Source organism: Sphingomonas sp. CFBP 8760, from assembly GCF_014841615.1.
Classification (GTDB): Bacteria; Pseudomonadota; Alphaproteobacteria; order Sphingomonadales; family Sphingomonadaceae; genus Sphingomonas.
In genome coordinates, this window is sequence record NZ_JACYUG010000008.1 from 67,957 (window position 1) to 89,217 (window position 21,261).

Consider the following 21,261-nt stretch of genomic DNA (forward strand, 5'->3'; position numbering starts at 1 on the left):
GCACCTAATGCATCGCGGTGCCGTCGTGAAGCCTTGCGACGATCCCCGCCATCTCGATGACCGTGGCCTGCGGATCGAGTGACAGACCGCGTGCCGCGCCGGCCAGATCGCGGGCAGCGACATGGGCATCCAGCGCGGTGAGCAGGGCATGGCCGGTACGGATACGCGCCTGCCGCGCGATGAACCCGGGGACCCGGTCCAGAAACGCCTCGTATCGGGGTTGTGCCGCCTTTCCCATCAGTTGCCGGGCCAGCGCCGTGCGACGGCCATTGTCGCGGTCGCCATCACCCGCGATCGCAGCGATCGCCTGATCCACCGCACCTAGATCGAGCCCGGCAAAGCGCAATGCTCGCCCGGGTGCTCCGTCCGCCGCAGCCATTAAGACCGCGATCTCCGCGTCGTCGGCATCGGGCAATGCCGCCCGCAATGCCTGCGCAACCTCCGGCTCACGCATCGCTTCGAACCGGAGCAGTCGACAGCGCGACCGGATCGTCGGCAGCAGCTTGCCGGGGGCATGACTGACGAGCAGGAAGATCGTGCCGGCCGGCGGCTCCTCCAAATTCTTGAGCAAGGCGTTGGCGGCGTTGCGTTCCAGATCGTCGATCGCATCGATCACCACGACGCGCCGCTTGCTCAGCGCGGGCATCGTGGCGAATAGCGGCTGGAGCGTGCGAACCTGTGCGATGGTGATCGAACGGGCCAGCTCGCCATCCGGCTTTTCGGCATCCTTGGCCAGCCGCGCCAGCATGCGGAAATCGGGGTGGGAGCCTGCATCGAGCAGCGAAGCGATGCGATGCCCGGCCGGCACGTCCAGCCCGGGCGGCAACATCGGATCGACTGCTGCCGCCAGCATCCGCCGGGCGGCGGCCTTGGCAAACAACGCCTTGCCGACCCCTTCCGGCCCCACCATCAGCCAGGCATGATGGAGCGAGCCACTGTCCAGCGCCGCAAGAAAGGCGGCATGGGCAGCGGCATTGCCAATCGGAACCGTCACACCCCTTCTCCGTCAGGCGAAGAACGAGGTCAGTCCGTTCCAGGCCCGACGAAAAAACCCCGCCTCGCCCACGTCGGTCGCGGCGACCAGCGGCAGCCGTTGTTCGGGAACATCGGGCGAGGTGATGACCAGGTCGGCAATATGCTGGCCCGCCTTGATCGGGGCCTTGATCGGGCCCTGATAGACCACCTTGGCGGACAGTTCGGGGGCCAGCCCGGCGGGCAGCGTGACCTTCAGGTCCTGCCCGGCGATCAGCGCTACGCTACCGGCATCGCCCGCCTGCACCTCGGCGGTTTCGACCTGCTTGCCCTTGGTGGCGATTGGCTTGGCCTGCCAGGCACGGAAACCCCAGTCCATGAAACGGACCGATTCCTCGATCCGCTGATTGGCGCTGGTCAGCCCCGCCATCACCATCACCAGCCGCCGGCCGTTCTGATCGGCCGATCCGGTGAAGCCATAACCGGCCTCCTCGGTATGCCCGGTCTTCAGTCCGTCTGCACCGGCAACCCGACCCAGCAAGGGGTCGCGATTGGCCTGGGTGATCGCGCTGCCGCCCATCGTCTTGCCCCAGGTGAAATCCCGGCGAGAATAGAACTGCTTGTACAACTGCGGATAGTTGGTGATCGTCTGCTGCGCCAGCCGCGCCAGATCGCGGGCGGTAACATAGGTGACGCCATTGTCGGGCCAGCCGTTCGACGTGCCGAACTGGCTGTTCTTCAGCCCGATCTGCTGCGCGACGCGGTTCATCCGTTCGACGAACGCCTGCTCGGAGCCCGCGATGTGTTCGGCCAGCACGACGCAAGCGTCGTTACCCGACAGGGTGACGATACCGTAGAGCAGATTGGCGACGCTGACCTGTTCGTTCACCGACAGGAACATCGTCGATCCGGCAGCCGGTCCGTGCCAGCGCTTCCACGTTTCCGGCCGCACCGTCGCCGTGTCGGTCAGTTTCAGTTCGCCACGACGGATCAGGTCGAACGCGACATAGACCGTCATCATCTTTGCCATCGACGCGGGCGGCATGCGCCGGTCGGGATCGCGTGCGAACAGTACGGCGCCCGTCGACAGGTCTTCGAGATAGGCGACCGGCGCAGCCGTCTGGAATTGCGGCGCGGCCGCGGTCGACGGACAGGCGAGCAGTGCCGTCATGACGGGGGCCATGACGAGGGTTTTGATGGGGGTAGCGAACGGCGTCTTCATGGGGCGGCAGGTCCGTTATCGGTCGGTGGCACAGGAACGGCGACCGGCATAGCGACGCATCACGGCGACGTCACGCGGGGATGACGGATGACACGCCATCAGCCCGCGCGCAGGCTCCATGCCAGCCACAGCCAGCCGCCGATCAGCAACGCCCCGCCGATCGGGGTGACCGCCCCCAGCCAGCGTGGCGCGCCGAAGGCCATCGCGTAGAGCGTGATCGCGAAGACGGCCCCCCCTGTCACGAACAACGTCGCGGGGCCGCGCGCTTCCCAGCGCAAGGCAATGAGGGCGGCGACGGCATGGATCAGTTGATATTGCCCGCCGGTGCGTAGCCATTCCGCCGCCGGGCCGGAAGCACCATGGGCGCCGAACGCTCCAGCGGCGACCGCCAGCGCCCCCGACAATGCGGCAAGCACCGCCAGCATCATACCGGCCGCGACGGTTGCGTGATGATCTGGTCGCTCGCCGCCTTCAGGTCACCCGCCTCGACCTGGGCATGCAGCCGCTCCTTGTCGCGGGCGCGATAGAGTTGTTCGGTCCGGTCGATCTGCCCCGTTTCGACACCGAGTGCCCCCAGCGCGCGTCGTGCCATCGACACCGCCGATTCCAGCACCTCACGCACGACATATTCCACCGGCGCACCGCGCAGCTTGATGAGCGCGCGTCGGTCGAAGGCGCGGACGAAGATCGTCGCGTCTGGAAACGCGGCATGGACGCCTTCGAGCATGGTCGGCTCGATCTGGTCGCCGTCGAGGCAGAACAGGATCAGTTCCGCCTCCGCCGCGCCGGCCTGTCGCAACAGGTCGAGCCGGGTCCCGTCACCGTAATAGACTTTGGCCCCGAATTCGCCGGCGATGTCGATCATCTCGATATCGCGATCGATCAGCGTGACGGGCACCCCCTCCGCGATCAGCATCTGCGCGACCGTCTGCCCGAAACGACCATAGCCGACGATGATCGCATTGGCGCCATCGGTCTGCGGCCCGTCGCGATGCTGGTCCGCCTTCACGATCGGGGCGGTGCGGAAACGGCGGGTGGCGCTCATCAGGAATGGCGTCGTCGCCATCGACAGGGTGACGATCGCGCCGAACAGGCTGGCCGCCTCCGGCTCGATCAGCAGCCCGATCTGCGCCTGCGCGAACAGCACGAACCCGAATTCGCCGCCCTGGCTGAGCAACAGGCCCAGCGCGAGGGCGCCGCGCCACGGCATCCGGAAGGCAAGGCCGATACCAAACACCACCAGCGCCTTGGTCGCGATCAGGGCGAACGCCATCGCCATCACGAACAACGGCCGATCCGCGATCGCCTGAAGGTCGAGCATCATGCCCACCGCAAGGAAGAACAGACCGAGGAGGATCGACCGGAACGGCTCGACATCCGCCTCCAGTTCATGGCGATAGGGGCTGTCGGCCAGCATCACCCCGGCAATGAATGCACCCAGCGCGGTCGACAGGCCCAGCACTTCCATGACGGCGGCGCTGGCGATGACGGTAAACAGCGCGGCGAACACGAACATCTCGCGTTCGCCCAGATTGCCGATCAGGCGGAAGAAGGGTCGCAACAGGAAGCGCCCGGCCAGTACCAGTCCGACGACGGCGGCGGCGGTGTAGAGGCCGAGCAGCCAGCCCGGCGGTGCCCCGGCATCGGCCGGGTTCCGGCTCATCGCGGCGATGATGGTGATGAGCGGAACGATCGACAGGTCCTGGAACAGCAGGATGGCGAAGGTCCGCTCGCCGAACGGCGTCCGCATCCGCCCGGCCGATTGCAGCATCGGCAACACCTGCGCGGTCGACGACAGCGCCAACGGCAGCCCCAACGCCAGTGCGGCGGCCGGTGAAAATCCGGCGATCCAGATGATCGCGGTGATCGCCAGCCCGCACAGCACGACCTGCAACAGACCAAGCCCGAAGATTTCCTGCTTCATCCGCCACAATCGCGACGGGTTCAGCTCCAGCCCGACGATGAACAGCAGCAGGGTGATGCCGAGTTCGGCGATGCCCATCTTGGATTCGGCATCGCCGACCAGCCCCAGCACATGCGGCCCCACCACCGCGCCGGCCACGAGATAACCCAGCGTCGCCCCGAGACCGAGCCGCCGGAACAGCAGGACGAACAACAGTCCTGATCCCAGCAGCACCGCGCCGTCGCGCAACAGCGAGAAGCCCGCCTCTTCATGCATCAGGTATGGGCCGACATATGCTCTGCCGCCAGCGCCGCCGCTTCGGCCGCCGCCTCGAACGCGAGGCGGATCGAAGGATGGCGGGCGGTGTAGGACAGGGCCGGCGTGAAGATGGCGAGACCCGGCCAGTCGGGTGCGTCGCCCTCGCCCGCTGTCAGCCATGCCGTCATCGCGTCGCGGGCGACGGCGAGTTCCGCAGGGGTCCGGCCGATCACTTCCGCCGCCAGCAGCGATGCGGATGCCTGACCAAGGGCACAGGCGCGGACCAGCAGCCCGATTTCCTCGACCCGGCCGTCCGCATCAAGGCTGACGTCGACGGTAATACGGCTGCCGCAGATCGGCGAACGCCGCTCGCTCGTCCCCATCGGCGCGTCGAGGCGGCGATGATGCGGGATCGAGGCGGCGAGGCGCAGAATATCGGTATTGTATAGAGCGGCGCTCATCGACCGTTGCCTGTGCGGGTGCTGCTGTCCGGGGTTTCACCGACCATGGTCGACCGGGCGCCGAATACCGGCAGGCCACGACGACGGCGATCGACGAAATCGGCGATACCCGCGCTGGTCGCATTCAGCAGCGGATAGGTGCGACTGGTGGTCATCCATGCCGGCCGTCGTGACGGACCGCCGCCGACCGTGTCGGTCACCAGGGCGACGAGAAGAAAGGCGAGGCTGGACAGGATCAACCCCTTGAGCGCGCCGAACCCGAAGCCGAGTGCGCGGTCGACCGGGCCCAGTATCGAGGTCCGCGTCCGCGCCCCGATCGCGCGAGCGACCAGTCGACCCCCAAACCAGGTGACGCCGGCGATGAGCGCGAAGGCCAGCACGGCCGCGCCCGAGGCGGTGCCGACATAGCCGGTCAATGTCTGCGCGACCGCGATGTGGAACAGCTTCAATGCCGCGACCACCGCGACCCAGGCGAACAGCGACAGCACCTCCGTCACGAAGCCGCGCAACAGCCCCAGGACCGCCGCTCCGACGACCGCCAGCAATACGATGATGTCGAGTGAGGTCAGGCCCATCTAAGGACCCGCCTAGCCCCGCCCCAGCATATGGTCAACGAACTGTCCGAGCGTGCGGAACCCCGTCAGGCGAAGCGGGCCTTCCCCCTTGGCATCCTTCGCCACGCCGATCGGCACCAGCGCGCGCTCGAATCCCAACTTGCCCGCTTCCTTCAGCCGCAACGGCCCATGCGCGACGGGGCGTAGTTCGCCGGACAGCGCGACTTCACCGAACGCGACCGACTCGGGCGGCACCGGCCGTTCCGACAGTGCGGACACTAGCGCCGCCGCGACCGCCAGATCGGCGGCGGGGTCCTGTACCCGGTAGCCGCCGGCGATGTTGAGATAGACCTCGGCGGTCGAAAAGCTGAGACCGCACCGTGCCTCCAGCACCGCCAGGATCATCGCCAGCCGACCCGAATCCCAGCCCACCACCGCACGACGCGGGGTGGCCCCGCTGGCGAGGCGGACGACGAGAGCCTGGATCTCGACCAGCACCGGCCGCGTCCCCTCCAGCGCGGGAAACACGGTCGCGCCGGTCACTCCCTCCTCACGGTGGGTGAGGAAAAGCGCGGAGGGGTTGGCAACCTCCGCCAGCCCTTCGGCCTGCATCGAGAACACGCCGATCTCGTCGGTCCCGCCGAAGCGGTTCTTGATCGCGCGCAGGATGCGATACTGATGCGACCGCTCACCCTCGAACGCCAGCACGGTATCGACCATATGTTCCAGCACGCGGGGGCCGGCGATCGTGCCGTCCTTGGTGACATGGCCGACCAAGACCAGCGCGGTACCCCGTTCCTTGGCGAAACGGATCAGTTCCTGCGCCGAGGCACGAACCTGGCTGACGGTGCCGGGGGCGCCCTCGATCAGGTCCGAATGCATCGTCTGGATCGAGTCGATCACCAGCAGGTCGGGCGGTGTGGCGCTGGACAAGGTCGTCAGGATATCCCGCGTCGAGGTGGCCGATGCCAGTTGCACGGGCGCATTGCCCAGCCCGAGCCGGCGTGCGCGCAACCGGACCTGATCGGCCGCCTCCTCGCCCGAGACATAGGCCACCCCCCTGCCCGCCATCGCCATGCGCGCCGCTGCCTGCAACAGCAGCGTCGATTTGCCGATGCCCGGATCGCCGCCGATCAGCGTCGCCGATCCCTCGACGAAGCCGCCGCCCAGCGCGCGATCGAACTCGGCGATGCCGGTCGCCATCCGGTCCGGCAGCGTGACGTCGGCGTCGAGCGACGACAGCAGGATGGTCCGTCCGCCCCCCTGAAGGTGGTGCTTCGCGGCGAACGGCGTCACGGCCGCGCCTGCCTCCTCGACCAGCGTGTTCCATTCGGAACAGTCGGCACACTGCCCCTGCCATCGCGACGATACCGAGCCGCACGCCTGACACACATATCGCTTCTGCGGTTTTGCCATGCATGGGATATAACGGAACGGGACGGGAACAACAACGGCCGTGCATCGGGTTCCACCCGATCCGCGGTGGTATTCGGTTCGCCGCAGCGCTATCGGCGGGTCTCCATGCAGCCATCCGACCTTCGCGTCGCGCTTTTCAGCGGCAATTACAATTATGTGCGCGACGGAGCCAACCAGGCGCTGAATCTGCTCGTCGGTTATCTGATGACGCAGGGGGTGACGGTGAGGGTCTATTCGCCCACGGTCGCCCGACCGGCCTTTCCCGCCACGGGCGACCTTGTCGGGGTTCCCGCGATCGCATTGCCGGGCGGGCGTGGCGAGTATCGGGTCGCATGGGGAATGCCGGGATCGATCCGCCGCGATCTGGCGGCGTTCGCCCCCAACATCGTCCATGTCTCCGCCCCCGAGCTGCTCGGCCACCGTGCGTTGAGCTGGGCGCGACGGCACGGCGTCCCCGCGATCGCCTCACTCCATACCAGGTTCGAAACCTACCCGCGCTACTACGGATTGTCGGTGCTGGAACGGCCGATCGAGCGACTGCTGACCCGCTTTTACGACCGGAGCGACGCGGTACTGGTGCCGGGACAGTCGATGGCGACGATCTTGCGCCATTGGGGCGTGCGGGCCCCGATATCGATCTGGTCGCGCGGCGTCGATCACGACCGTTTCAACCCAGACCGCCGCGATCTTGGCTGGCGTCGTGAGCTGGGCATTACCGACGATGCGGTCGCGATCGGCTTCCTCGGCCGATTGGTGAAGGAAAAAGGGCTCGACGTCTTCGCGGAGGTCGCACAAGCGCTGACCAGGCGCGGGGTGCCGCACGAGGTGCTGGTGATCGGTGACGGCCCGGCGCGCGAATGGTTCGCCGCGCAGGTGCCGGGCGCCCGCTTCGCCGGTTTCCAGCGCGGCGAGGCACTGGGCCGGGCGGTCGCGTCGATGGACGTGCTGTTCAACCCGTCGGTCACCGAAACGTTCGGCAACGTGACGCTGGAGGCGATGGCCGCCGGGGTTCCCGTCGTTGCCGCCCGCGCGACGGGTGCCATCGATCTCGTCGAGGAAGGGCGAACGGGCTTCCTCGTCCCCCCGCGCGACGCGACCGCCTATGCCGACGCCATTGCCCGGATCGTCACGAAGCCCGGTCTGCGGCATACCCTGGGCGATGCCGGTCACGCAAAGGCCGCGGGTTATCGCTGGGATCGGATCAATAGCGCGGTGCTGGATACCTATCTGTCGACGATTGCCGCTCGGGGGTAGCCTACCCGTCATGCCAGTCGAACGGTAGCGGCGCCTCGCGAAACGCGAAACGGTCGAGATGGCTTGCCACCACTTCCCGCATCCGTGCCACGTTGCCGTCGGCAGGGACCGTCAACACGACCTCCAGCATCTCGGCAGCGGCGGCCATCGTGAGTCGCGCGCCGTTCGGAAAGTCGATCGTCGCCTCCTCCGGCGTGACGACGACCGCCATCTTGTGGCTCCAGTGCTTGGCGAGTTGCTGGAGATAGCGGCTGGCCGACCCGGTCGGCACATGGGCGATGGAGATACTCATTTCAGGCGCTCGATCTTCTGTGCGACCTCGTCGATCAGGGCGACGATCTCGTAGCGGCGTTCCTCCGACAATTCCTCACGCCGCAGCTTGCCGCGTACCACCTCGCCCAGATTGCGCATCGCGCGGCGCGCCGCCTCGCTGTCGGTCCGCTCGTGATGTTCGGCGAGCGCGGCGAGCCGGGCCGTCAATGCCGCGACCTGTCCGGCATGATCGGTCAGGTGGGCCATGCCGTCATCGGTGACGGCGAAACGCTTCTTCGCCCCATCGCTTTCCCGAGCGGCGATCAGGCCCATCTCGTCGAGCAGCGCGATCGTCGGATAGATCACGCCGGGGCTCGGCGCATAGGCGCCGCCGGTCAGTTCCTCGATCCGGCGAATCAGGTCGTAGCCGTGGCGGGGTTCGTCGGCGATCAGCTTCAACAGCACGAGCCGCAACTCGCCACCATCGAACATCCGTCGTCCTCGTCCGCCGCCGCCGCGAATGCCACGGTCGTGGCCATGCATATCTGCGAACATATCACTCCTATCTCTTCAAGATGCTGCCAAGATATATTTTGTATTCATAACGTCAAGATCGTTTGAGATATATCTTTGTTACCGGACAGGAGCCGAACAGGTGACGGATGGGCCGGCAGGTCCTACATCGGCGGCCATCGCCGGCCTGTTGGCGGCGGACGATGGTCTCGGCCCGTCAGAACGGTGATATCATGCAGGATACGTTATTCGCCCATCACGCTCCCCGGCCCCTTGCCGAGGAATTGCGCCCGCAGACGCTGGCGGAGGTGATCGGGCAGGAGCATTTGCTGATGCCCGGCGGATCGATCGGCAGGATGGTCGCGACCGGGCGGTTGAGTTCATTCGTCCTGTGGGGCCCCCCCGGCGTGGGCAAGACCACGATCGCCCGGCTGGTGGCTGACGAGGCGGGGTATGAATTCGTTCAATTGTCGGCGGTATCGACCGGGATCGCCGATCTGAGGAAGGTGCTGGCGCAGGCGGTCCGTTCGCGGGAGTCGGCGGGCAAGGCCACCGTCCTGTTCATCGACGAGCTTCACCGTTTCTCCCGACCGGTCCAGGACGCGCTGCTGCCGGCGGTCGAGGATGGCACGATCGTGCTGGTCGGCGCCACCACGGAAAATCCCAGTTTCAGCCTGGTGGCGGCATTGCTGTCCCGTGCCAAGGTCTACACGCTCGACCGGTTGAGCGGTCCGCAACTCGCCCGCGTGATCGAACGGGCGGAGGCGCGATGCGCCCGCCCCCTGCCCCTCACGCCCGAAGCGCGCGCCACGCTGATCGGCATGGCGGATGGCGATGCGCGCTATCTGCTCGGCCTGTGCGAGGAGATACTGGCGCTCGACCGGGAAGGCGATCTCACCCCCAAGGATCTGGTCGAATTCCTCCAGAAACGCGCGCCGCTCTACGATCGAGGTCAGGAGGAGCATTTCAATCTGCTCAGCTGCTTCCATAAAAGCCTGAGAGGCAGCGATCCCGACGCATCGTTGTACTGGGCCGCCCGGATGCTGGAAGGCGGCGAGGCACCGGACGTGATCTTCAGACGGCTGGCCTGCGCGGCGTCGGAGGATGTAGGGATGGCGGACCCCCAGGCGCTGATCCAGGTCGTCACCGCGTGGCAGGCGTTCGAGCGGATCGGCCTGCCGGAGGGGCGCCTGTTCATGGCGCAGGCGATCAATTACGTCGCGACCGCCCCGAAATCCAACGCGTCATATCTGGCGTTCGATCAGGCACGATCGCTCGCCCGTGCCACCGGATCGGTGCCGCCCCCGAAACGCATCCTGAATGCCCCGACGAAGCTGATGAAGGAACTCGGCTATCATGACGGGTATCAATATGATCACGATCACCCCGATGCGTTTTCGGGCCAGGGATTCTTCCCCGACGAGATCGCCCGGCCCGAGGCCCCCGTCTTTTATCGACCCAACGAACGCGGATTCGAGCGGGACATCAGGAAGCGGCTCGACTTCTGGGCGCGGCGCAAACGACCGCCTGAACCACCCCAGGGCTGATTTCCGCAGCCTGACCTGCAACCGGCGCCTTCGCGCGGCGTTTCGATGGCGTAATGATAAAGGTCGCCAGCTACAACATGCACAAGGGGGTCGGTGCAGATCGCCGGTGCAACCCCGAACGGATCGTCGACGTCCTGCGCGAGATCGATGCGGACATCATTGCCTTGCAAGAGGCGGATCGACGGTTCGGTACGCGCGAACGGGTGATCCCGCTCCACCTTCTCGATGAGCAGAGCGACTGGAAACCGGTCGCGGTCGGTCGTCGGATCGGATCGATGGGCTGGCATGGCAATGCGATACTGGTCCGCAAATCGGCCGAGGTGGTGGAATGCGATGCCATCCACCTTCCCGCGCTCGAACCCCGCGGCGCGGTGACGGCGGACATCAGGCTGGCGGGATCGGCAATCCGCGTGGTGGGCATGCATCTCGACCTGTCCGGGCTGTGGCGGCGCAGGCAGGCCGCCGCCATCCTGGCCCATCTGGCGCATCGCAATACCCCCTCTCCCACGCTGTTGATGGGCGACCTCAACGAATGGACCGCCGCGGCGGGGTGCTTGCGGGATTTCGGGCGGGATTTCCGGTTCGCCGCCACCGGGCCGTCCTTTCATGCCCGGCGCCCGATCGGACGGCTTGACCGCATCATGGCATCCACCGACCTCACCATCGTCGATTGCGGCGTCCACGCCAGCCCGGCGGCACGCAAGGCATCGGATCACCTGCCGATCTGGGCTATCCTGGAACCGGCCCGGTGATGCGGGCAATGATGCCGGCAACGGCGGGGGCGGGATGATGCGGGGCTGATGCGCGAGAAGGAGCTTCGACTGGCGCTGGTCTGCTATGGCGGGATCAGTCTGGCCGTCTACATGCACGGCATCACCAAGGAAATCTGGCATCTGGCGCGTGCCAGCCACGCCTATCACGCAGGCGATGATCCTGCGGGTGGCACGGCCACGGTCTATCGCGCGCTGCTGGCCGAGATCGAGGAACGGGGTGATCTGCGGCTGCGCGTGCTGGTCGATATCGTCGCAGGTGCCTCGGCGGGCGGGATCAACGGCGTGTTTCTGGCGCAGGCGATCGCCACCGGCCAGTCGCTCGACCCGTTGACCGACCTCTGGCTGGCCTCCGCGGATGTGGAGGCACTGATCGATCCTGCGGCCGCGCCGGCGTCGCGCTTCGCCAAGGTCTGGGCCCTGCCGATCGCCTGGATGGCGGCGGGACGCAGTGCGGAGGCGGTGGACCATCTGGACGAGGCGGCGACGCGCGATGAAGTGCGCGCGAAGCTGTCGCATTTCGTGCGTTCGCGCTGGTTCGAGCCGCCTTTCGGCGGCGCGACGTTTACCGGACTGCTGCTCGATGCGCTGACCGCGATGGCCGCCAGCGAGCGCGGGCCACGGCTGCTCCCGGCCGGGCAGCCGCTAGACCTGTTCGTGACCGTCACAGACTTCGCCGGTCATCCCGAACGGCTGGCCCTCAATTCGCCGCCGGAGGTGGTGGAAACCGAACACCGCATCGTCATCGGGTTCTCCGATGGCGGCGCGGCCGCGGATACGCTGGCGTCGATGCCCGATCTGGCTTTTGCCGCGAGGGCGACATCCAGTTTCCCCGGCGCCTTCCCACCCTTTTCGGTCGGCGAACTGGACGGGGTGCTGGCCGACCGCGCGATCGACTGGCCGGAGCGGCAGGCCTTCCTCGCCCGTGCCCTGCCCCGCCATGCCGCTGCCGGTCAGGCCGAGCGGGCGATCCTGATCGACGGATCGGTTCTGGCCAACGCGCCGTTCCGTCCGGCGATCGATGCCTTGCGCGAACGCCCCGCCCGGCGCCAGATCGACCGGCGGTTCGTCTACATCGATCCGTCACCGGGCATGAAATTCCGCTTGTCGGCGCAACAGGGGCCGCCGGGATTCTTCCAGACGATCCTCGGCGCGCTGAGCGAACTGCCCCGGCAGCAGCCTATCCGCGACAACCTCGATACACTGGCCGACCGGTCGCGCCGGGTGGAACGGCTCGCCACCATCGTCGAGGCGATCCGACCCGCGGTGGAGACGCAGGTGGATCTGCTGTTCGGCCACACGCTGTTCCTCAATCGACCCACGCGGAGGCGGCTTGCGACATGGCGTCGCCGCGCGCAGGCCGCCGCAGCGGCCCAGGCGGGATATGGCTTTGTCGCTTATGGCCATCTCAAGCTGGCGGGTGTGGTCGATCTGCTCGGCCGGATCGCCGACGGTATCGCGGGCGAACGTCCCGCTTCAGCCCAGCACCGCGCGGAGGCGATCCGTGCCGTCGCGCCCGGCGATGCTGGCGGTGATGTGGCGGTCGCCTTCCTGCGCCGGTTCGATACCGGCTATCGCATCCGCCGGCTGCGACTGCTGGCGAGGCGGCTCGGGGAACTGGAGGAAAGCCGGGATCCCGGTTCGCTCGGATCGATGCGGGATGCGATCTACGACTCCCTCGCGGCCTATCTCGATGCGCAACGTAGCGAACCGCACGCACCGCTGACGGCCGCGGCAAAGGCGATGCAGCCTGACGCGACGACCTTCCTCGAAGGGCTGGCGGCGTCACTCGATCTGCCGCGACTGGACGCGGAGGCGGACGCCCGGTTGGCGACGGCGCTGGCAGGGCTCGATCGCGACGCGCAGCGGCCGTTGATCCTCGCCTATCTCGGCTTTCCGTTCTTCGATGCCGCGACCCTGCCGTTGTTGCAGGGAGAGGGTCTGGATGAGTTCGATGCGATCAGGGTCGACCGCATCGCTCCGGATGACGCCGTCGCGATTCGCCCCGGCGGGGCGGAGGCGACGTTGAAGGGCATCCAGTTCAGCAATTTTGGTGCATTCTTCAGCCGTGCCTATCGCGAGAACGACTATCTGTGGGGGCGGCTGCATGGCGCCGAGCGGTTGATCGACATCGTCGTCTCGACCATGCCGTCGCCGGCCAGACTGGGGCCGGGCCGGATATCGGCGATCAAGCGTCGCGCTTTCCTCGCTATTCTGGACGAGGAGCAGGCGCGCCTGACCGCGATCCAGCCGCTGATCGCGTCGCTCCGCACCGAACTGGGGTAGGCTGGCCAAAACCCGCCGCAATCGCTAGCTTGCGCCCCCCGAGGGAGAACCGCATGCAGTTCCTGAAAATCCTGTTCTGGTGCCTGCTCGCCTTTCTGGCGGCGGTCTTTACGCTCGGCAACTGGACGTCGGTGCCGATCCGATTGCCCGGCGGGCTGATCGCGGACGTGAACCTGCCCTTCCTCCTCGCCATCACGTTCCTGCTCGGACTGTTGCCGACGCTCGGCTGGCAGGGTGCGCGCCGCTGGCGATTGCGGCAGCGGCTGACCGCCTGCGAGCGGGTGTTGGCCGAAACCCGTGCGGCCGCCCTGGTGGCGCCTCCCGCCGGTCTGGTGATGCCCGGCCCCGCGATGATGGCGGACGATCGCACCTCGTCCTCCGGCCCGGCGCCGATCGTATCATGAGCAATCCCATCTACGTCGCCATCGACACCCCCGATCTCGACCGCGCGAAGGCGATGGCGGATCGGGTTCGCCGCCATGTCGGCGGGCTGAAGCTCGGTCTGGAATTCTTCGTGGCGCATGGGCAGCCGGGGGTGCGCGAGATGGCGCGGTTCGGTCTGCCGATCTTCCTCGACCTGAAGCTGCATGACATTCCCAATACCGTGGCCAAGGCGGTGCAGGCGCTTGCCCCCCTCCAGCCGGCGATCCTGACCGTCCATGCCGCCGGTGGCCGCGCCATGCTGGAAGATGCGAAGGCCGCCGCCGCACCGGGAACCAAGGTGGTGGCGGTGACGATGCTGACCAGCCTGGACACGGCCGATCTTGTCGCGACCGGGGTGGCGGGCAATGCCCACGATCAGGTCCTGCGGCTGGCCGACCTGGCGCGGGAGGCCGGCATCGACGGCATCGTCTGTTCCGGCGAGGAAGTGGGCGCGGCGCATGCCCGCTGGCCGAAGGGGTTCTTCGTCGTGCCCGGTGTGCGGATGGCGGGCGGCAGCGTCGGCGACCAGAAACGCGTCGTGACCCCGCGCACGGCGACCGACGCCGGTGCCTCGATCCTCGTGATCGGCCGGCCGATCACGCAGGCGGACGATCCCGATGCCGCGGCACGGGCGATCGCCGCCACGCTATAGCACCGCCGGGCGACATGGCCTTTGCCCCGGCCACGCCGGGGGAGTAGGCCGCCCGTCATGACCCTTGCCAAGATTTGCGGACTGACCACCCCCGCCACGCTTGATGCGGCGTTGCGCCATGGCGCGAGCCATGTCGGCTTCGTGTTCTTCCCCCCCTCCCCCCGGCATCTCGGGCACGACACCGCCGCCGGGTTGTCGGCGCGCGTCCCTGGATCGATCGCCCGCGTCGGGGTCTATGTCGACCCTGACGAGGACCTGCTCCAGCGTACCGTCGGGCTGGTCGATGTGGTGCAGGTGCACAAGGTGACCGCCGCGCGGGCGGCCGACATCCGCACCCGCTTCGGACGCGAAACCTGGGTCGCGATCGCGGTTCGGACACAGGCCGATCTGGCGGAGGCCACCGGCCACGTCGGCGCGGCCGACCGCCTGCTCTACGATGCGAAGACCCCGCCCGGCGCGGCCCTGCCCGGCGGCATGGGATTGCGGTTCGACTGGTCGCTGCTCGACGGCTTCCGTCATCCCCTGCCCTGGGCGCTGTCCGGCGGGCTCGATCCCGCCAATGTCGCCGACGCCATCGCCCGTACCGGCGCTTCCCTGGTCGACGTGTCGTCGGGTGTGGAAAGCGCCCCCGGCGTCAAGGATGTGGACAAGATCGCCGCATTCCTTAAGGCCGCCCGGTCATGAACACCGTCCCCAACAGCTTCCGCGCCCAGCCCGACGATCGCGGGCATTTCGGCCAGTTCGGCGGCCGTTACGTCGCCGAGACGCTGATGCCGCTGATCCTCGAACTCGAACGCGAGTACCGCGCCGCCAAGGCCGACCCGGCGTTCCAGGCCCAGTTCGACGACCTGATGGAGCATTATGTCGGCCGCCCTAGCCCGCTCTATCACGCCGAACGGCTGAGCGAGGCGCTGCGCACCGGTGCGGAACCAGGCATGGGCGCCCAGGTCTGGTTCAAGCGCGACGAGCTGAACCATACCGGCGCGCACAAGATCAACAACTGCATCGGCCAGATCCTGCTTGCGATCCGCATGGGCAAGACGCGGATCATCGCGGAGACGGGCGCGGGCCAGCACGGCGTCGCCACTGCCGCGGTCTGCGCACGCTTCGGCCTGCCCTGCGTGATCTACATGGGTGCCAAGGACGTCGAGCGGCAGCAGCCCAACGTGTTTCGCATGAAGCTGCTCGGCGCTGAGGTCCGGCCCGTCACCTCGGGTGCGAAGACGCTGTCGGATGCGATGAACGAGGGGCTGCGCGACTGGGTCGCGAACGTCCACGACACCTTCTATATCATCGGCACCGCCGCCGGCCCGCATCCCTATCCGGAGCTCGTCCGCGATTTTCAGAGCATCATCGGGCGCGAGGCCCGCGCGCAGATGCTTAGCCGCACTGGCCGCCTGCCCGACCTGCTGGTCGCCGCGATCGGCGGCGGATCGAACGCGATCGGACTGTTCCACCCCTTCCTCGACGACAAGGAGGTGGCGATGCTAGGCGTCGAGGCGGCGGGCCATGGGCTGGAAGGCAACGAACATGCCGCCAGCCTGGCCGGTGGTTTCCCCGGCGTCCTCCACGGCAACAAGACCTATCTGCTACAGGACGAGGACGGGCAGATCGCCGAGGGTCATTCGATCTCCGCCGGGCTGGATTATCCCGGCATCGGTCCCGAACATGCGTGGCTGCGTGATATCGGCCGGGTAGAATATGCCAACGCCACGGACGTCGAGGCGCTGGATGCGTTCCAGTTGCTCTGCCGTACCGAGGGCATCATTCCCGCACTGGAACCGGCCCACGCCATCGCCGCCGTCGCCCACCGCGCGCGGACGATGCCCGCCGATGCCATCATCCTCGCCAATCTGTGCGGACGCGGCGACAAGGACATCTTCACCGTCGCCTCCGCGCTGGGGGTGGCGATATGACCGCACGGCTGAGTGCCGCCTTCGGGCATGACCGGCCCGCGCTGATCGCGTTCGTCACCGCGGGCGATCCGACCCCGGCGGCGACGCCGGCGATCCTCGATGCAATCGTCGCGGGCGGGGCGGACGTGATCGAACTGGGCATGCCCTTCACCGATCCGATGGCGGACGGCCCCGCCATCCAGAACGCGAATATCCGGAGCCTCGACGCCGGCACCCGCACCGCCGACATCCTGTCGATCGCGACCGGTTTCCGGCAGCGTCATCCCGACGTGCCGCTGGTGCTGATGGGCTATGCCAATCCGATGCTGCGGCGTGGATCGGCATGGTTCGCGCAGGCGATCGCCGCGGCGGGCGTCGACGGCGTGATCTGCGTCGACATCCCGCCCGAGGAGGACGACGCGCTCGGCCCCGATCTGCGCGCCCACGGCATCGCACCCATCCGGCTCGCCACCCCCACCACCGATGCCGCGCGCCTGCCGCAGGTACTGGATGGTGCGGGCGGCTTTCTCTATTACGTCTCGGTCGCGGGGATCACCGGCCTGCAGCAGGCGGCGGCGGGATCGATCGAGCAGGCGGTCGCCCGGCTGAAGGCGGCGACCGATCTGCCCGTCGCGGTCGGCTTCGGCATCCGCACCCCCGATCAGGCCGCTGCCGTCGCCCGTGTCGCCGATGCGGTCGTCGTCGGCTCCGCGATCGTCGAGGTCGTCGCGCAGCACGGCGCCGATGCGCCCGGCCCGGTCACCGCCTATATCCGGACGCTGGCAGAGGCGGTCGCCTCCGCGCGTCATCCCGTCAACGAGGAATCCGGCCGATGAGTTGGCTGAACAACGTCCGCAACGCCCTCGCCTTCAAATCCAAGAAGGAACAGCCCGAGGAAAATCTCTGGCACAAGTGCAAGGGCTGCGGCCAGATGGTCTTCACCAAGGAACTGGAGGAGAACCTCCACGTCTGCCCGCGATGCGAGCATCATGAACGGATCGGGCCGAAGATCCGGTTCGCGCAGATCCTCGATCAGGGCAGCTATGCCGAACTGCCCAGCCCCAAGGTGCCGGAAGACCCACTGAAATTCCGCGACTCGAAGAAATATGTCGACCGGATCAAGGCGGCGCGCACCGCCACCAACGAAGCCGATGCGCTGTTGAACGCGCGCGGCACGATCCTCGGCCACCGGGTGGTGATGGGGGTGCAGGACTTCGCCTTCATGGGCGGGTCGATGGGGCTGGCGGTGGGCGAGGCGTTCGTCCGTGGCGTCGAGAACGCGATCGCGGATCGCTGCCCCTATCTGATCTTCACCGCCGCCGGCGGCGCGCGGATGCAGGAGGGTATCCTCAGCCTGATGCAGATGCCGCGCAGTACCGTCGCGATCCAGATGCTGCACGATGCCGGCCTGCCCTATATCGTCGTGCTGACCGATCCCACCACCGGCGGCGTCACCGCCAGCTATGCGATGCTGGGGGACGTGCAGATCGCCGAGCCCAACGCGCTGATCGGGTTCGCGGGGCAACGCGTGATCGAGAGCACGATCCGTGAAAAGCTTCCCGAAGGATTCCAGCGGGCGGAATATCTGCTGGCGCACGGGATGCTCGATATGGTCGTGCATCGCCGTGATCTGCGCGAACGGCTGGCGCAGGTGATCGGATATCTGTGCGGCAACCGGGACGCGGCGGCGGCCTGATCCGCCTCCGCGTCGTTGCCATGGCCGATCACGCGATCTCGTCCCATCCCGCCGTACAGGCGCAGCTAGACCGTTTGGCGCGGCTGTCACCCGGTGCGGATGTACTGGGGCTGGAGCGGATCAGGGCGCTGCTAGCGCGGCTGGGCGATCCGCACCGCTCGCTCCCGCCCGTCTTTCATGTCGCCGGCACCAACGGCAAGGGGTCGACCTGTGCCTTTCTGCGCGCCGCGATCGAGGCGGCGGGGCTGTCCGTTCACGTTTACTCCAGCCCGCATCTGGTGCGGTTCAACGAGCGTATCCGGCTGGCCGGTACATTGATCGGGGACGAGGCGCTGGCCGGCCTGCTCGCCGAGGTGCTGGATGTCGCGGAGGGTATCCATCCCAGTTTCTTCGAGGTGACGACCGCCGCCGCGTTCCTCGCCTTCGCCCGCACGCCCGCTGCCGCGACGATCGTCGAGGTCGGTCTGGGTGGTCGGCTGGATGCGACCAACGTCATCCCCGATCCCGCCGTCACCGGCATCGCTGCGCTCGGTATCGATCACGAGGCGTTTCTGGGGCGCGGCGCCGCCACCATCGCGGGCGAGAAAGCGGGTATCGCCAAACGCGGCATCCCGCTCGTCACCATGGATTATGCTGCCCCCTTGCGTGGCCGGATCGCGCAGGTCGCCGATGCGGCGGGCGCGCCGGTGATCGCGCGTGGCCGCGACTGGCACAGTGAGACCGCACGGACGACGACGCGATATCGCGACCCGGGTTTTTCGGTGGTGACGCACCGCCCGCGCCTGGTGGGCGCACACCAGTCGCGCAATCTGGCGCTGGCGATCGCGATGCTGCGCCATCAGGGCACCGTCACCGTGCCAGAAGCCGCAATGCGGGCCGCCGCCGATTGGGCGCAGTGGCCGGCGCGGATGCAGCGGCTGGGTGCCGGCCAGCTTACCGATCGTCTGCCGGCGGGAAGCGAATTGTGGCTGGACGGCGCGCATAACCCCTCCGCCGCCGCCCCGGTCGCCAGGGCAATGCGAGGCCTCGCACTCGGCCGGCCGGTGACCGTGATCCTCGGGATGCTCGCCAACAAGGATGCCGATGGCGTGCTGCGGCTGCTTGCCGCGTCGACGAACCGGCTGATCGCCGTGCCGGTTCCCGGTCACGAACACCACGCCCCCGCCGATCTGGCCGGGCATGCCGCCTCTTTCGGGATCGACTCGCAATCGGCCGCGTCGATCGAAGCCGCGATTGCGCAGGTCGCGATGCCGGGCGTGGTGATGATCGCGGGCTCGCTTTATCTCGCCGGCACCGCGCTGGCCGCCAATGGTGAACCACCCATCTAGTTGCTATTGACTTGCAATAACTAACGCGCGAGTTTCGGGCATTCCCGAGCGGAGCCGCGTGATGACCGAAACGATGACGATCCTGCCCCACAGCCTGCCGGCCTGCGCCAATGCGCGCATCGTGCTGTTCGCGATGCGGCGCATGGGCGCGAACGGGCTGGCCGATGCCCGTGCGGCGCATGTGATGTTCACCGCCTTCGGGCAGGGATTCCGCCGGCCACTGGTGCTGATGCGCGCGCTGATGGCGGAACTCGCCAGCTCCGCTGCCGGCACGATCGCCATCGCGCCGTGCTGCTGCGCCCGGATGACGCCGGCCGAGGCGGCGCTGATCGCGATTGTCGCGCGGGTGGAATCCGCGCCCGACACCGCCCGTCTGCTGACCGCCGACCTGCTCGGCGTGCGCCGGGTCGAGCACGTCCTGATGGCGGCGGGGGCGGTGGCGACCGCCTTTGCCGACGAGGGGCGGCCGGTCGCGGGCTAGGCGGCGTCACCGGTGCGGGCGTCGCCTTCCCCGGCGACGCCCGCGCTGCCGATCGAGCGATCGATCATCCCCGACCGGCTCATCCACCAGAACAGGGCGACGCCCGGCAATGCCAGCGCGGTGGTGAGCAGATAGAAATCGACATAGCCGAACCGTTCGATCAGCGCGCCGGCGGTCGTACCCGTCACGATCCGCCCGACGATGCTCGCCGCCGCAGAGATCAGCGCGAACTGCGCGGCGGTGAAGCGCAGGTCGCACAGCGCTGAGAAATAGGCGATCACGACGACGCCGCCGAACCCGCTGGCCGCGTTCTCGAAGCCGATCGCGCCCGCCATGCCCCAATTGCTGTGCCCCGCCGCCGCCAATGCCGCGAACGACAGGTTCGACACCGCCATCAGGATCAGCGCCAGCAGCACCGATCGCTTCATCCCCATCCGCGCGTACAACACGCCCCCGATGAAGATGCCGATCAGATAGGCGAAGAAGCCGATCCCGACGTCGTAGAAGGCGATTTCGTCCCCGGTGAAACCCAGATCGTCGAACAGCAGCCGCAGCGTCAGGTTGGCGAGCGTATCGCCGATCTTGTGGATCAGGATGAACAGCAGGACGAGCAACGCCCCCTCCCGCGCAAAGAACTGGACGAACGGACCCCAGATCGCTTGCAGCCCCTCGGCAAATCCACGCCGCGCCACCGGCTTGCGCCGCCGTGGCGGTTCGCCCAATGCCAGTCCCGCCAGCATCGCCGGCAGCGCGAAGGTGGCGCAGGCGAGATAGCCCACGCTCCATCCCGCCCGTGTGGCGATGACCAGCGCCAGCGCGCCCGCACCGGCGGAACCGATCCGCCAGCCATATTGGCTCATCCCCGATCCGATGCCCAGTTGGCGCGGCTCCAGTATCTCGATCCGATAGGCGTCGATCACGATGTCGAACGTCGCGCCGGCCGCGCCGACCAGAATGGCCGCCGTCGCCGCCGCACCGATGCTGGCGGCGGGATCGACCAGCGCCAGATTGACCACGGCGGCGATCACCAGCCCGCCGGCGACGATCAGCCACGATACGCGCTGGCCCAGCCGGCCGATCAGCGACAGCTTCACGCCATCGACCACCCACGCCCACAGGAATTTCAAATTGTAGACGAGAAAGGCGAGACTGAACGCCGTGACCGTCTTCTTGTCGATCCCGTCCTGCGCCAGCCGGGTCGTCAACGTCGCGCCGATCATGGCGTAGGGGAAGCCCGACGAGATACCCAGCGCCAGCGCGGCCAGCGGCTGTTTCTCGACATAGGGGCGAATGCCGTCCCACCAATTCCCCTGCCGTACCGTGTCGTTCATTCCCGCTCCTCGCTCGCCGCCGGACCATACAGCCCCGTGACGGCGAG

22 protein-coding genes are annotated in these 21,261 nt (G+C 67.7%); 12 read left to right on the top strand and 10 right to left on the bottom strand.

The genetic code is table 11. The annotated features are described in order from the left end of the window. Window positions 1-4: 4 nt before the first annotated feature. The 7 genes from IFT82_RS11645 to radA all read right to left on the bottom strand — a co-directional run bounded on the left by IFT82_RS11645 (window position 5) and on the right by radA (window position 6,786). A complete protein-coding gene (locus tag IFT82_RS11645) occupies window positions 5-994 on the bottom strand; it encodes an AAA family ATPase (protein WP_192126882.1) in 990 nt (329 codons plus the stop codon). Window positions 995-1,006: 12 nt separating this feature from the next. Beyond that, window positions 1,007-2,143, bottom strand: a complete 1,137-nt coding sequence (locus tag IFT82_RS11650) for a D-alanyl-D-alanine carboxypeptidase family protein (RefSeq protein ID WP_244646703.1) — start codon at window positions 2,141-2,143, stop codon at window positions 1,007-1,009. 149 nt (window positions 2,144-2,292) lie between these two features. Beyond that, window positions 2,293-2,619, bottom strand: coding sequence for a DUF423 domain-containing protein (locus IFT82_RS11655; protein WP_192126885.1), 327 nt, complete (start codon window positions 2,617-2,619; stop codon window positions 2,293-2,295). Next, the gene (locus IFT82_RS11660) at window positions 2,619-4,373 is read right to left on the bottom strand and encodes a cation:proton antiporter domain-containing protein (protein WP_192126887.1); all 1,755 of its coding nucleotides are present in this window, start codon (window positions 4,371-4,373) and stop codon (window positions 2,619-2,621) included. The genes IFT82_RS11655 and IFT82_RS11660 overlap by 1 nt, the downstream gene beginning before the upstream one ends. Beyond that, window positions 4,373-4,816, bottom strand: a complete 444-nt coding sequence (locus tag IFT82_RS11665; protein ID WP_192126890.1) for an iron-sulfur cluster assembly scaffold protein — start codon at window positions 4,814-4,816, stop codon at window positions 4,373-4,375. Before IFT82_RS11665 ends, IFT82_RS11660 begins: the two co-directional genes overlap by 1 nt. Then, window positions 4,813-5,391 (bottom strand): CvpA family protein, encoded by a 579-nt coding sequence (locus IFT82_RS11670; RefSeq protein WP_192126891.1) that lies wholly within the window; start codon window positions 5,389-5,391, stop codon window positions 4,813-4,815. The genes IFT82_RS11665 and IFT82_RS11670 overlap by 4 nt, the downstream gene beginning before the upstream one ends. Before the next feature lie 12 nt (window positions 5,392-5,403). Beyond that, window positions 5,404-6,786 (bottom strand): DNA repair protein RadA, encoded by a 1,383-nt coding sequence (radA, locus tag IFT82_RS11675; RefSeq protein WP_192126893.1) that lies wholly within the window; start codon window positions 6,784-6,786, stop codon window positions 5,404-5,406. 105 nt (window positions 6,787-6,891) lie between these two features. Here radA and IFT82_RS11680 point away from each other — a divergent pair, with 105 nt between their 5' ends. Beyond that, window positions 6,892-8,040, top strand: coding sequence for a glycosyltransferase family 4 protein (locus tag IFT82_RS11680; protein WP_192126894.1), 1,149 nt, complete (start codon window positions 6,892-6,894; stop codon window positions 8,038-8,040). Window position 8,041: 1 nt separating this feature from the next. On the opposite strand, the gene IFT82_RS11685 is transcribed toward IFT82_RS11680, so the two are convergent. Together IFT82_RS11685 and IFT82_RS11690 are read right to left on the bottom strand one after the other, a co-directional pair. Then, window positions 8,042-8,332, bottom strand: coding sequence for a DUF2218 domain-containing protein (locus IFT82_RS11685; protein WP_192126895.1), 291 nt, complete (start codon window positions 8,330-8,332; stop codon window positions 8,042-8,044). Beyond that, a complete protein-coding gene (locus IFT82_RS11690; protein ID WP_244646704.1) occupies window positions 8,329-8,847 on the bottom strand; it encodes a PadR family transcriptional regulator in 519 nt (172 codons plus the stop codon). The genes IFT82_RS11685 and IFT82_RS11690 overlap by 4 nt, the downstream gene beginning before the upstream one ends. A 191-nt stretch (window positions 8,848-9,038) precedes the next feature. Between IFT82_RS11690 and IFT82_RS11695 the strand changes: the two genes are divergently transcribed. The 11 genes from IFT82_RS11695 to IFT82_RS11745 all read left to right on the top strand — a co-directional run bounded on the left by IFT82_RS11695 (window position 9,039) and on the right by IFT82_RS11745 (window position 19,883). Then, window positions 9,039-10,352 (top strand): replication-associated recombination protein A, encoded by a 1,314-nt coding sequence (locus IFT82_RS11695; protein WP_192126896.1) that lies wholly within the window; start codon window positions 9,039-9,041, stop codon window positions 10,350-10,352. A 53-nt stretch (window positions 10,353-10,405) separates the two neighbouring features. Further along, window positions 10,406-11,104 carry an endonuclease/exonuclease/phosphatase family protein gene (locus tag IFT82_RS11700; protein WP_192126897.1) on the top strand — a complete coding sequence of 233 codons (699 nt, stop codon included), beginning with the start codon at window positions 10,406-10,408 and terminating at the stop codon, window positions 11,102-11,104. Window positions 11,105-11,152: 48 nt separating this feature from the next. Then, a complete protein-coding gene (locus IFT82_RS11705; RefSeq protein WP_192126898.1) occupies window positions 11,153-13,408 on the top strand; it encodes a patatin-like protein in 2,256 nt (751 codons plus the stop codon). A 53-nt stretch (window positions 13,409-13,461) separates the two neighbouring features. Further along, complete coding sequence (locus IFT82_RS11710; RefSeq protein ID WP_192126899.1) at window positions 13,462-13,812, top strand: hypothetical protein; 351 nt, start codon at window positions 13,462-13,464, stop codon at window positions 13,810-13,812. Then, entirely contained in the window at window positions 13,809-14,483 is a 675-nt protein-coding gene (gene pyrF, locus IFT82_RS11715) for an orotidine-5'-phosphate decarboxylase (RefSeq protein ID WP_192126900.1), read from the top strand. The genes IFT82_RS11710 and pyrF overlap by 4 nt, the downstream gene beginning before the upstream one ends. Before the next feature lie 57 nt (window positions 14,484-14,540). Continuing rightward, on the top strand, window positions 14,541-15,167 hold the full coding sequence (locus IFT82_RS11720; RefSeq protein WP_192126902.1) for a phosphoribosylanthranilate isomerase: 627 nt from the start codon (window positions 14,541-14,543) through the stop codon (window positions 15,165-15,167). Next, window positions 15,164-16,399: a tryptophan synthase subunit beta gene (trpB, locus tag IFT82_RS11725; protein ID WP_192126905.1), complete on the top strand. Its 1,236-nt coding sequence runs from the start codon at window positions 15,164-15,166 to the stop codon at window positions 16,397-16,399. Before IFT82_RS11720 ends, trpB begins: the two co-directional genes overlap by 4 nt. Then, the gene (trpA, locus tag IFT82_RS11730) at window positions 16,396-17,214 is read left to right on the top strand and encodes a tryptophan synthase subunit alpha (protein ID WP_192126907.1); all 819 of its coding nucleotides are present in this window, start codon (window positions 16,396-16,398) and stop codon (window positions 17,212-17,214) included. Before trpB ends, trpA begins: the two co-directional genes overlap by 4 nt. Next, entirely contained in the window at window positions 17,211-18,074 is an 864-nt protein-coding gene (gene accD / locus IFT82_RS11735; RefSeq protein ID WP_192126909.1) for an acetyl-CoA carboxylase, carboxyltransferase subunit beta, read from the top strand. The genes trpA and accD overlap by 4 nt, the downstream gene beginning before the upstream one ends. Window positions 18,075-18,094: 20 nt before the next feature. Next, window positions 18,095-19,402, top strand: a complete 1,308-nt coding sequence (locus IFT82_RS11740) for a bifunctional folylpolyglutamate synthase/dihydrofolate synthase (protein ID WP_192127053.1) — start codon at window positions 18,095-18,097, stop codon at window positions 19,400-19,402. Window positions 19,403-19,475: 73 nt separating this feature from the next. Beyond that, window positions 19,476-19,883: a DUF6628 family protein gene (locus IFT82_RS11745; protein ID WP_244646705.1), complete on the top strand. Its 408-nt coding sequence runs from the start codon at window positions 19,476-19,478 to the stop codon at window positions 19,881-19,883. Here IFT82_RS11745 and IFT82_RS11750 read toward each other — a convergent pair. After that, the gene (locus tag IFT82_RS11750) at window positions 19,880-21,214 is read right to left on the bottom strand and encodes an MFS transporter (RefSeq protein WP_192126912.1); all 1,335 of its coding nucleotides are present in this window, start codon (window positions 21,212-21,214) and stop codon (window positions 19,880-19,882) included. The two genes, IFT82_RS11745 and IFT82_RS11750, sit on opposite strands and share 4 nt — an antisense overlap. Window positions 21,215-21,261: the final 47 nt, after the last annotated feature.

Bases quoted from the DNA above. Each gene is read 5' to 3' on its own strand.
- IFT82_RS11650 (WP_244646703.1), bottom strand. From the start codon at position 2,143: ATGACGGCACTGCTCGCCTGTCCGTCGACCGCGGCCGCGCCGCAATTC.
- IFT82_RS11655 (WP_192126885.1), bottom strand. From the start codon at position 2,619: ATGCTGGCGGTGCTTGCCGCATTGTCGGGGGCGCTGGCGGTCGCCGCT.
- IFT82_RS11660 (WP_192126887.1), bottom strand. From the start codon at position 4,373: ATGCATGAAGAGGCGGGCTTCTCGCTGTTGCGCGACGGCGCGGTGCTG.
- IFT82_RS11665 (WP_192126890.1), bottom strand. From the start codon at position 4,816: ATGAGCGCCGCTCTATACAATACCGATATTCTGCGCCTCGCCGCCTCG.
- IFT82_RS11670 (WP_192126891.1), bottom strand. From the start codon at position 5,391: ATGGGCCTGACCTCACTCGACATCATCGTATTGCTGGCGGTCGTCGGA.
- radA (WP_192126893.1), bottom strand. From the start codon at position 6,786: ATGGCAAAACCGCAGAAGCGATATGTGTGTCAGGCGTGCGGCTCGGTA.
- IFT82_RS11680 (WP_192126894.1), top strand. From the start codon at position 6,892: ATGCAGCCATCCGACCTTCGCGTCGCGCTTTTCAGCGGCAATTACAAT.
- IFT82_RS11685 (WP_192126895.1), bottom strand. From the start codon at position 8,332: ATGAGTATCTCCATCGCCCATGTGCCGACCGGGTCGGCCAGCCGCTAT.
- IFT82_RS11690 (WP_244646704.1), bottom strand. From the start codon at position 8,847: ATGTTCGCAGATATGCATGGCCACGACCGTGGCATTCGCGGCGGCGGC.
- IFT82_RS11695 (WP_192126896.1), top strand. From the start codon at position 9,039: ATGCAGGATACGTTATTCGCCCATCACGCTCCCCGGCCCCTTGCCGAG.
- IFT82_RS11700 (WP_192126897.1), top strand. From the start codon at position 10,406: ATGATAAAGGTCGCCAGCTACAACATGCACAAGGGGGTCGGTGCAGAT.
- IFT82_RS11705 (WP_192126898.1), top strand. From the start codon at position 11,153: ATGCGCGAGAAGGAGCTTCGACTGGCGCTGGTCTGCTATGGCGGGATC.
- IFT82_RS11710 (WP_192126899.1), top strand. From the start codon at position 13,462: ATGCAGTTCCTGAAAATCCTGTTCTGGTGCCTGCTCGCCTTTCTGGCG.
- pyrF (WP_192126900.1), top strand. From the start codon at position 13,809: ATGAGCAATCCCATCTACGTCGCCATCGACACCCCCGATCTCGACCGC.
- IFT82_RS11720 (WP_192126902.1), top strand. From the start codon at position 14,541: ATGACCCTTGCCAAGATTTGCGGACTGACCACCCCCGCCACGCTTGAT.
- trpB (WP_192126905.1), top strand. From the start codon at position 15,164: ATGAACACCGTCCCCAACAGCTTCCGCGCCCAGCCCGACGATCGCGGG.
- trpA (WP_192126907.1), top strand. From the start codon at position 16,396: ATGACCGCACGGCTGAGTGCCGCCTTCGGGCATGACCGGCCCGCGCTG.
- accD (WP_192126909.1), top strand. From the start codon at position 17,211: ATGAGTTGGCTGAACAACGTCCGCAACGCCCTCGCCTTCAAATCCAAG.
- IFT82_RS11740 (WP_192127053.1), top strand. From the start codon at position 18,095: ATGGCCGATCACGCGATCTCGTCCCATCCCGCCGTACAGGCGCAGCTA.
- IFT82_RS11745 (WP_244646705.1), top strand. From the start codon at position 19,476: ATGACGATCCTGCCCCACAGCCTGCCGGCCTGCGCCAATGCGCGCATC.
- IFT82_RS11750 (WP_192126912.1), bottom strand. From the start codon at position 21,214: ATGAACGACACGGTACGGCAGGGGAATTGGTGGGACGGCATTCGCCCC.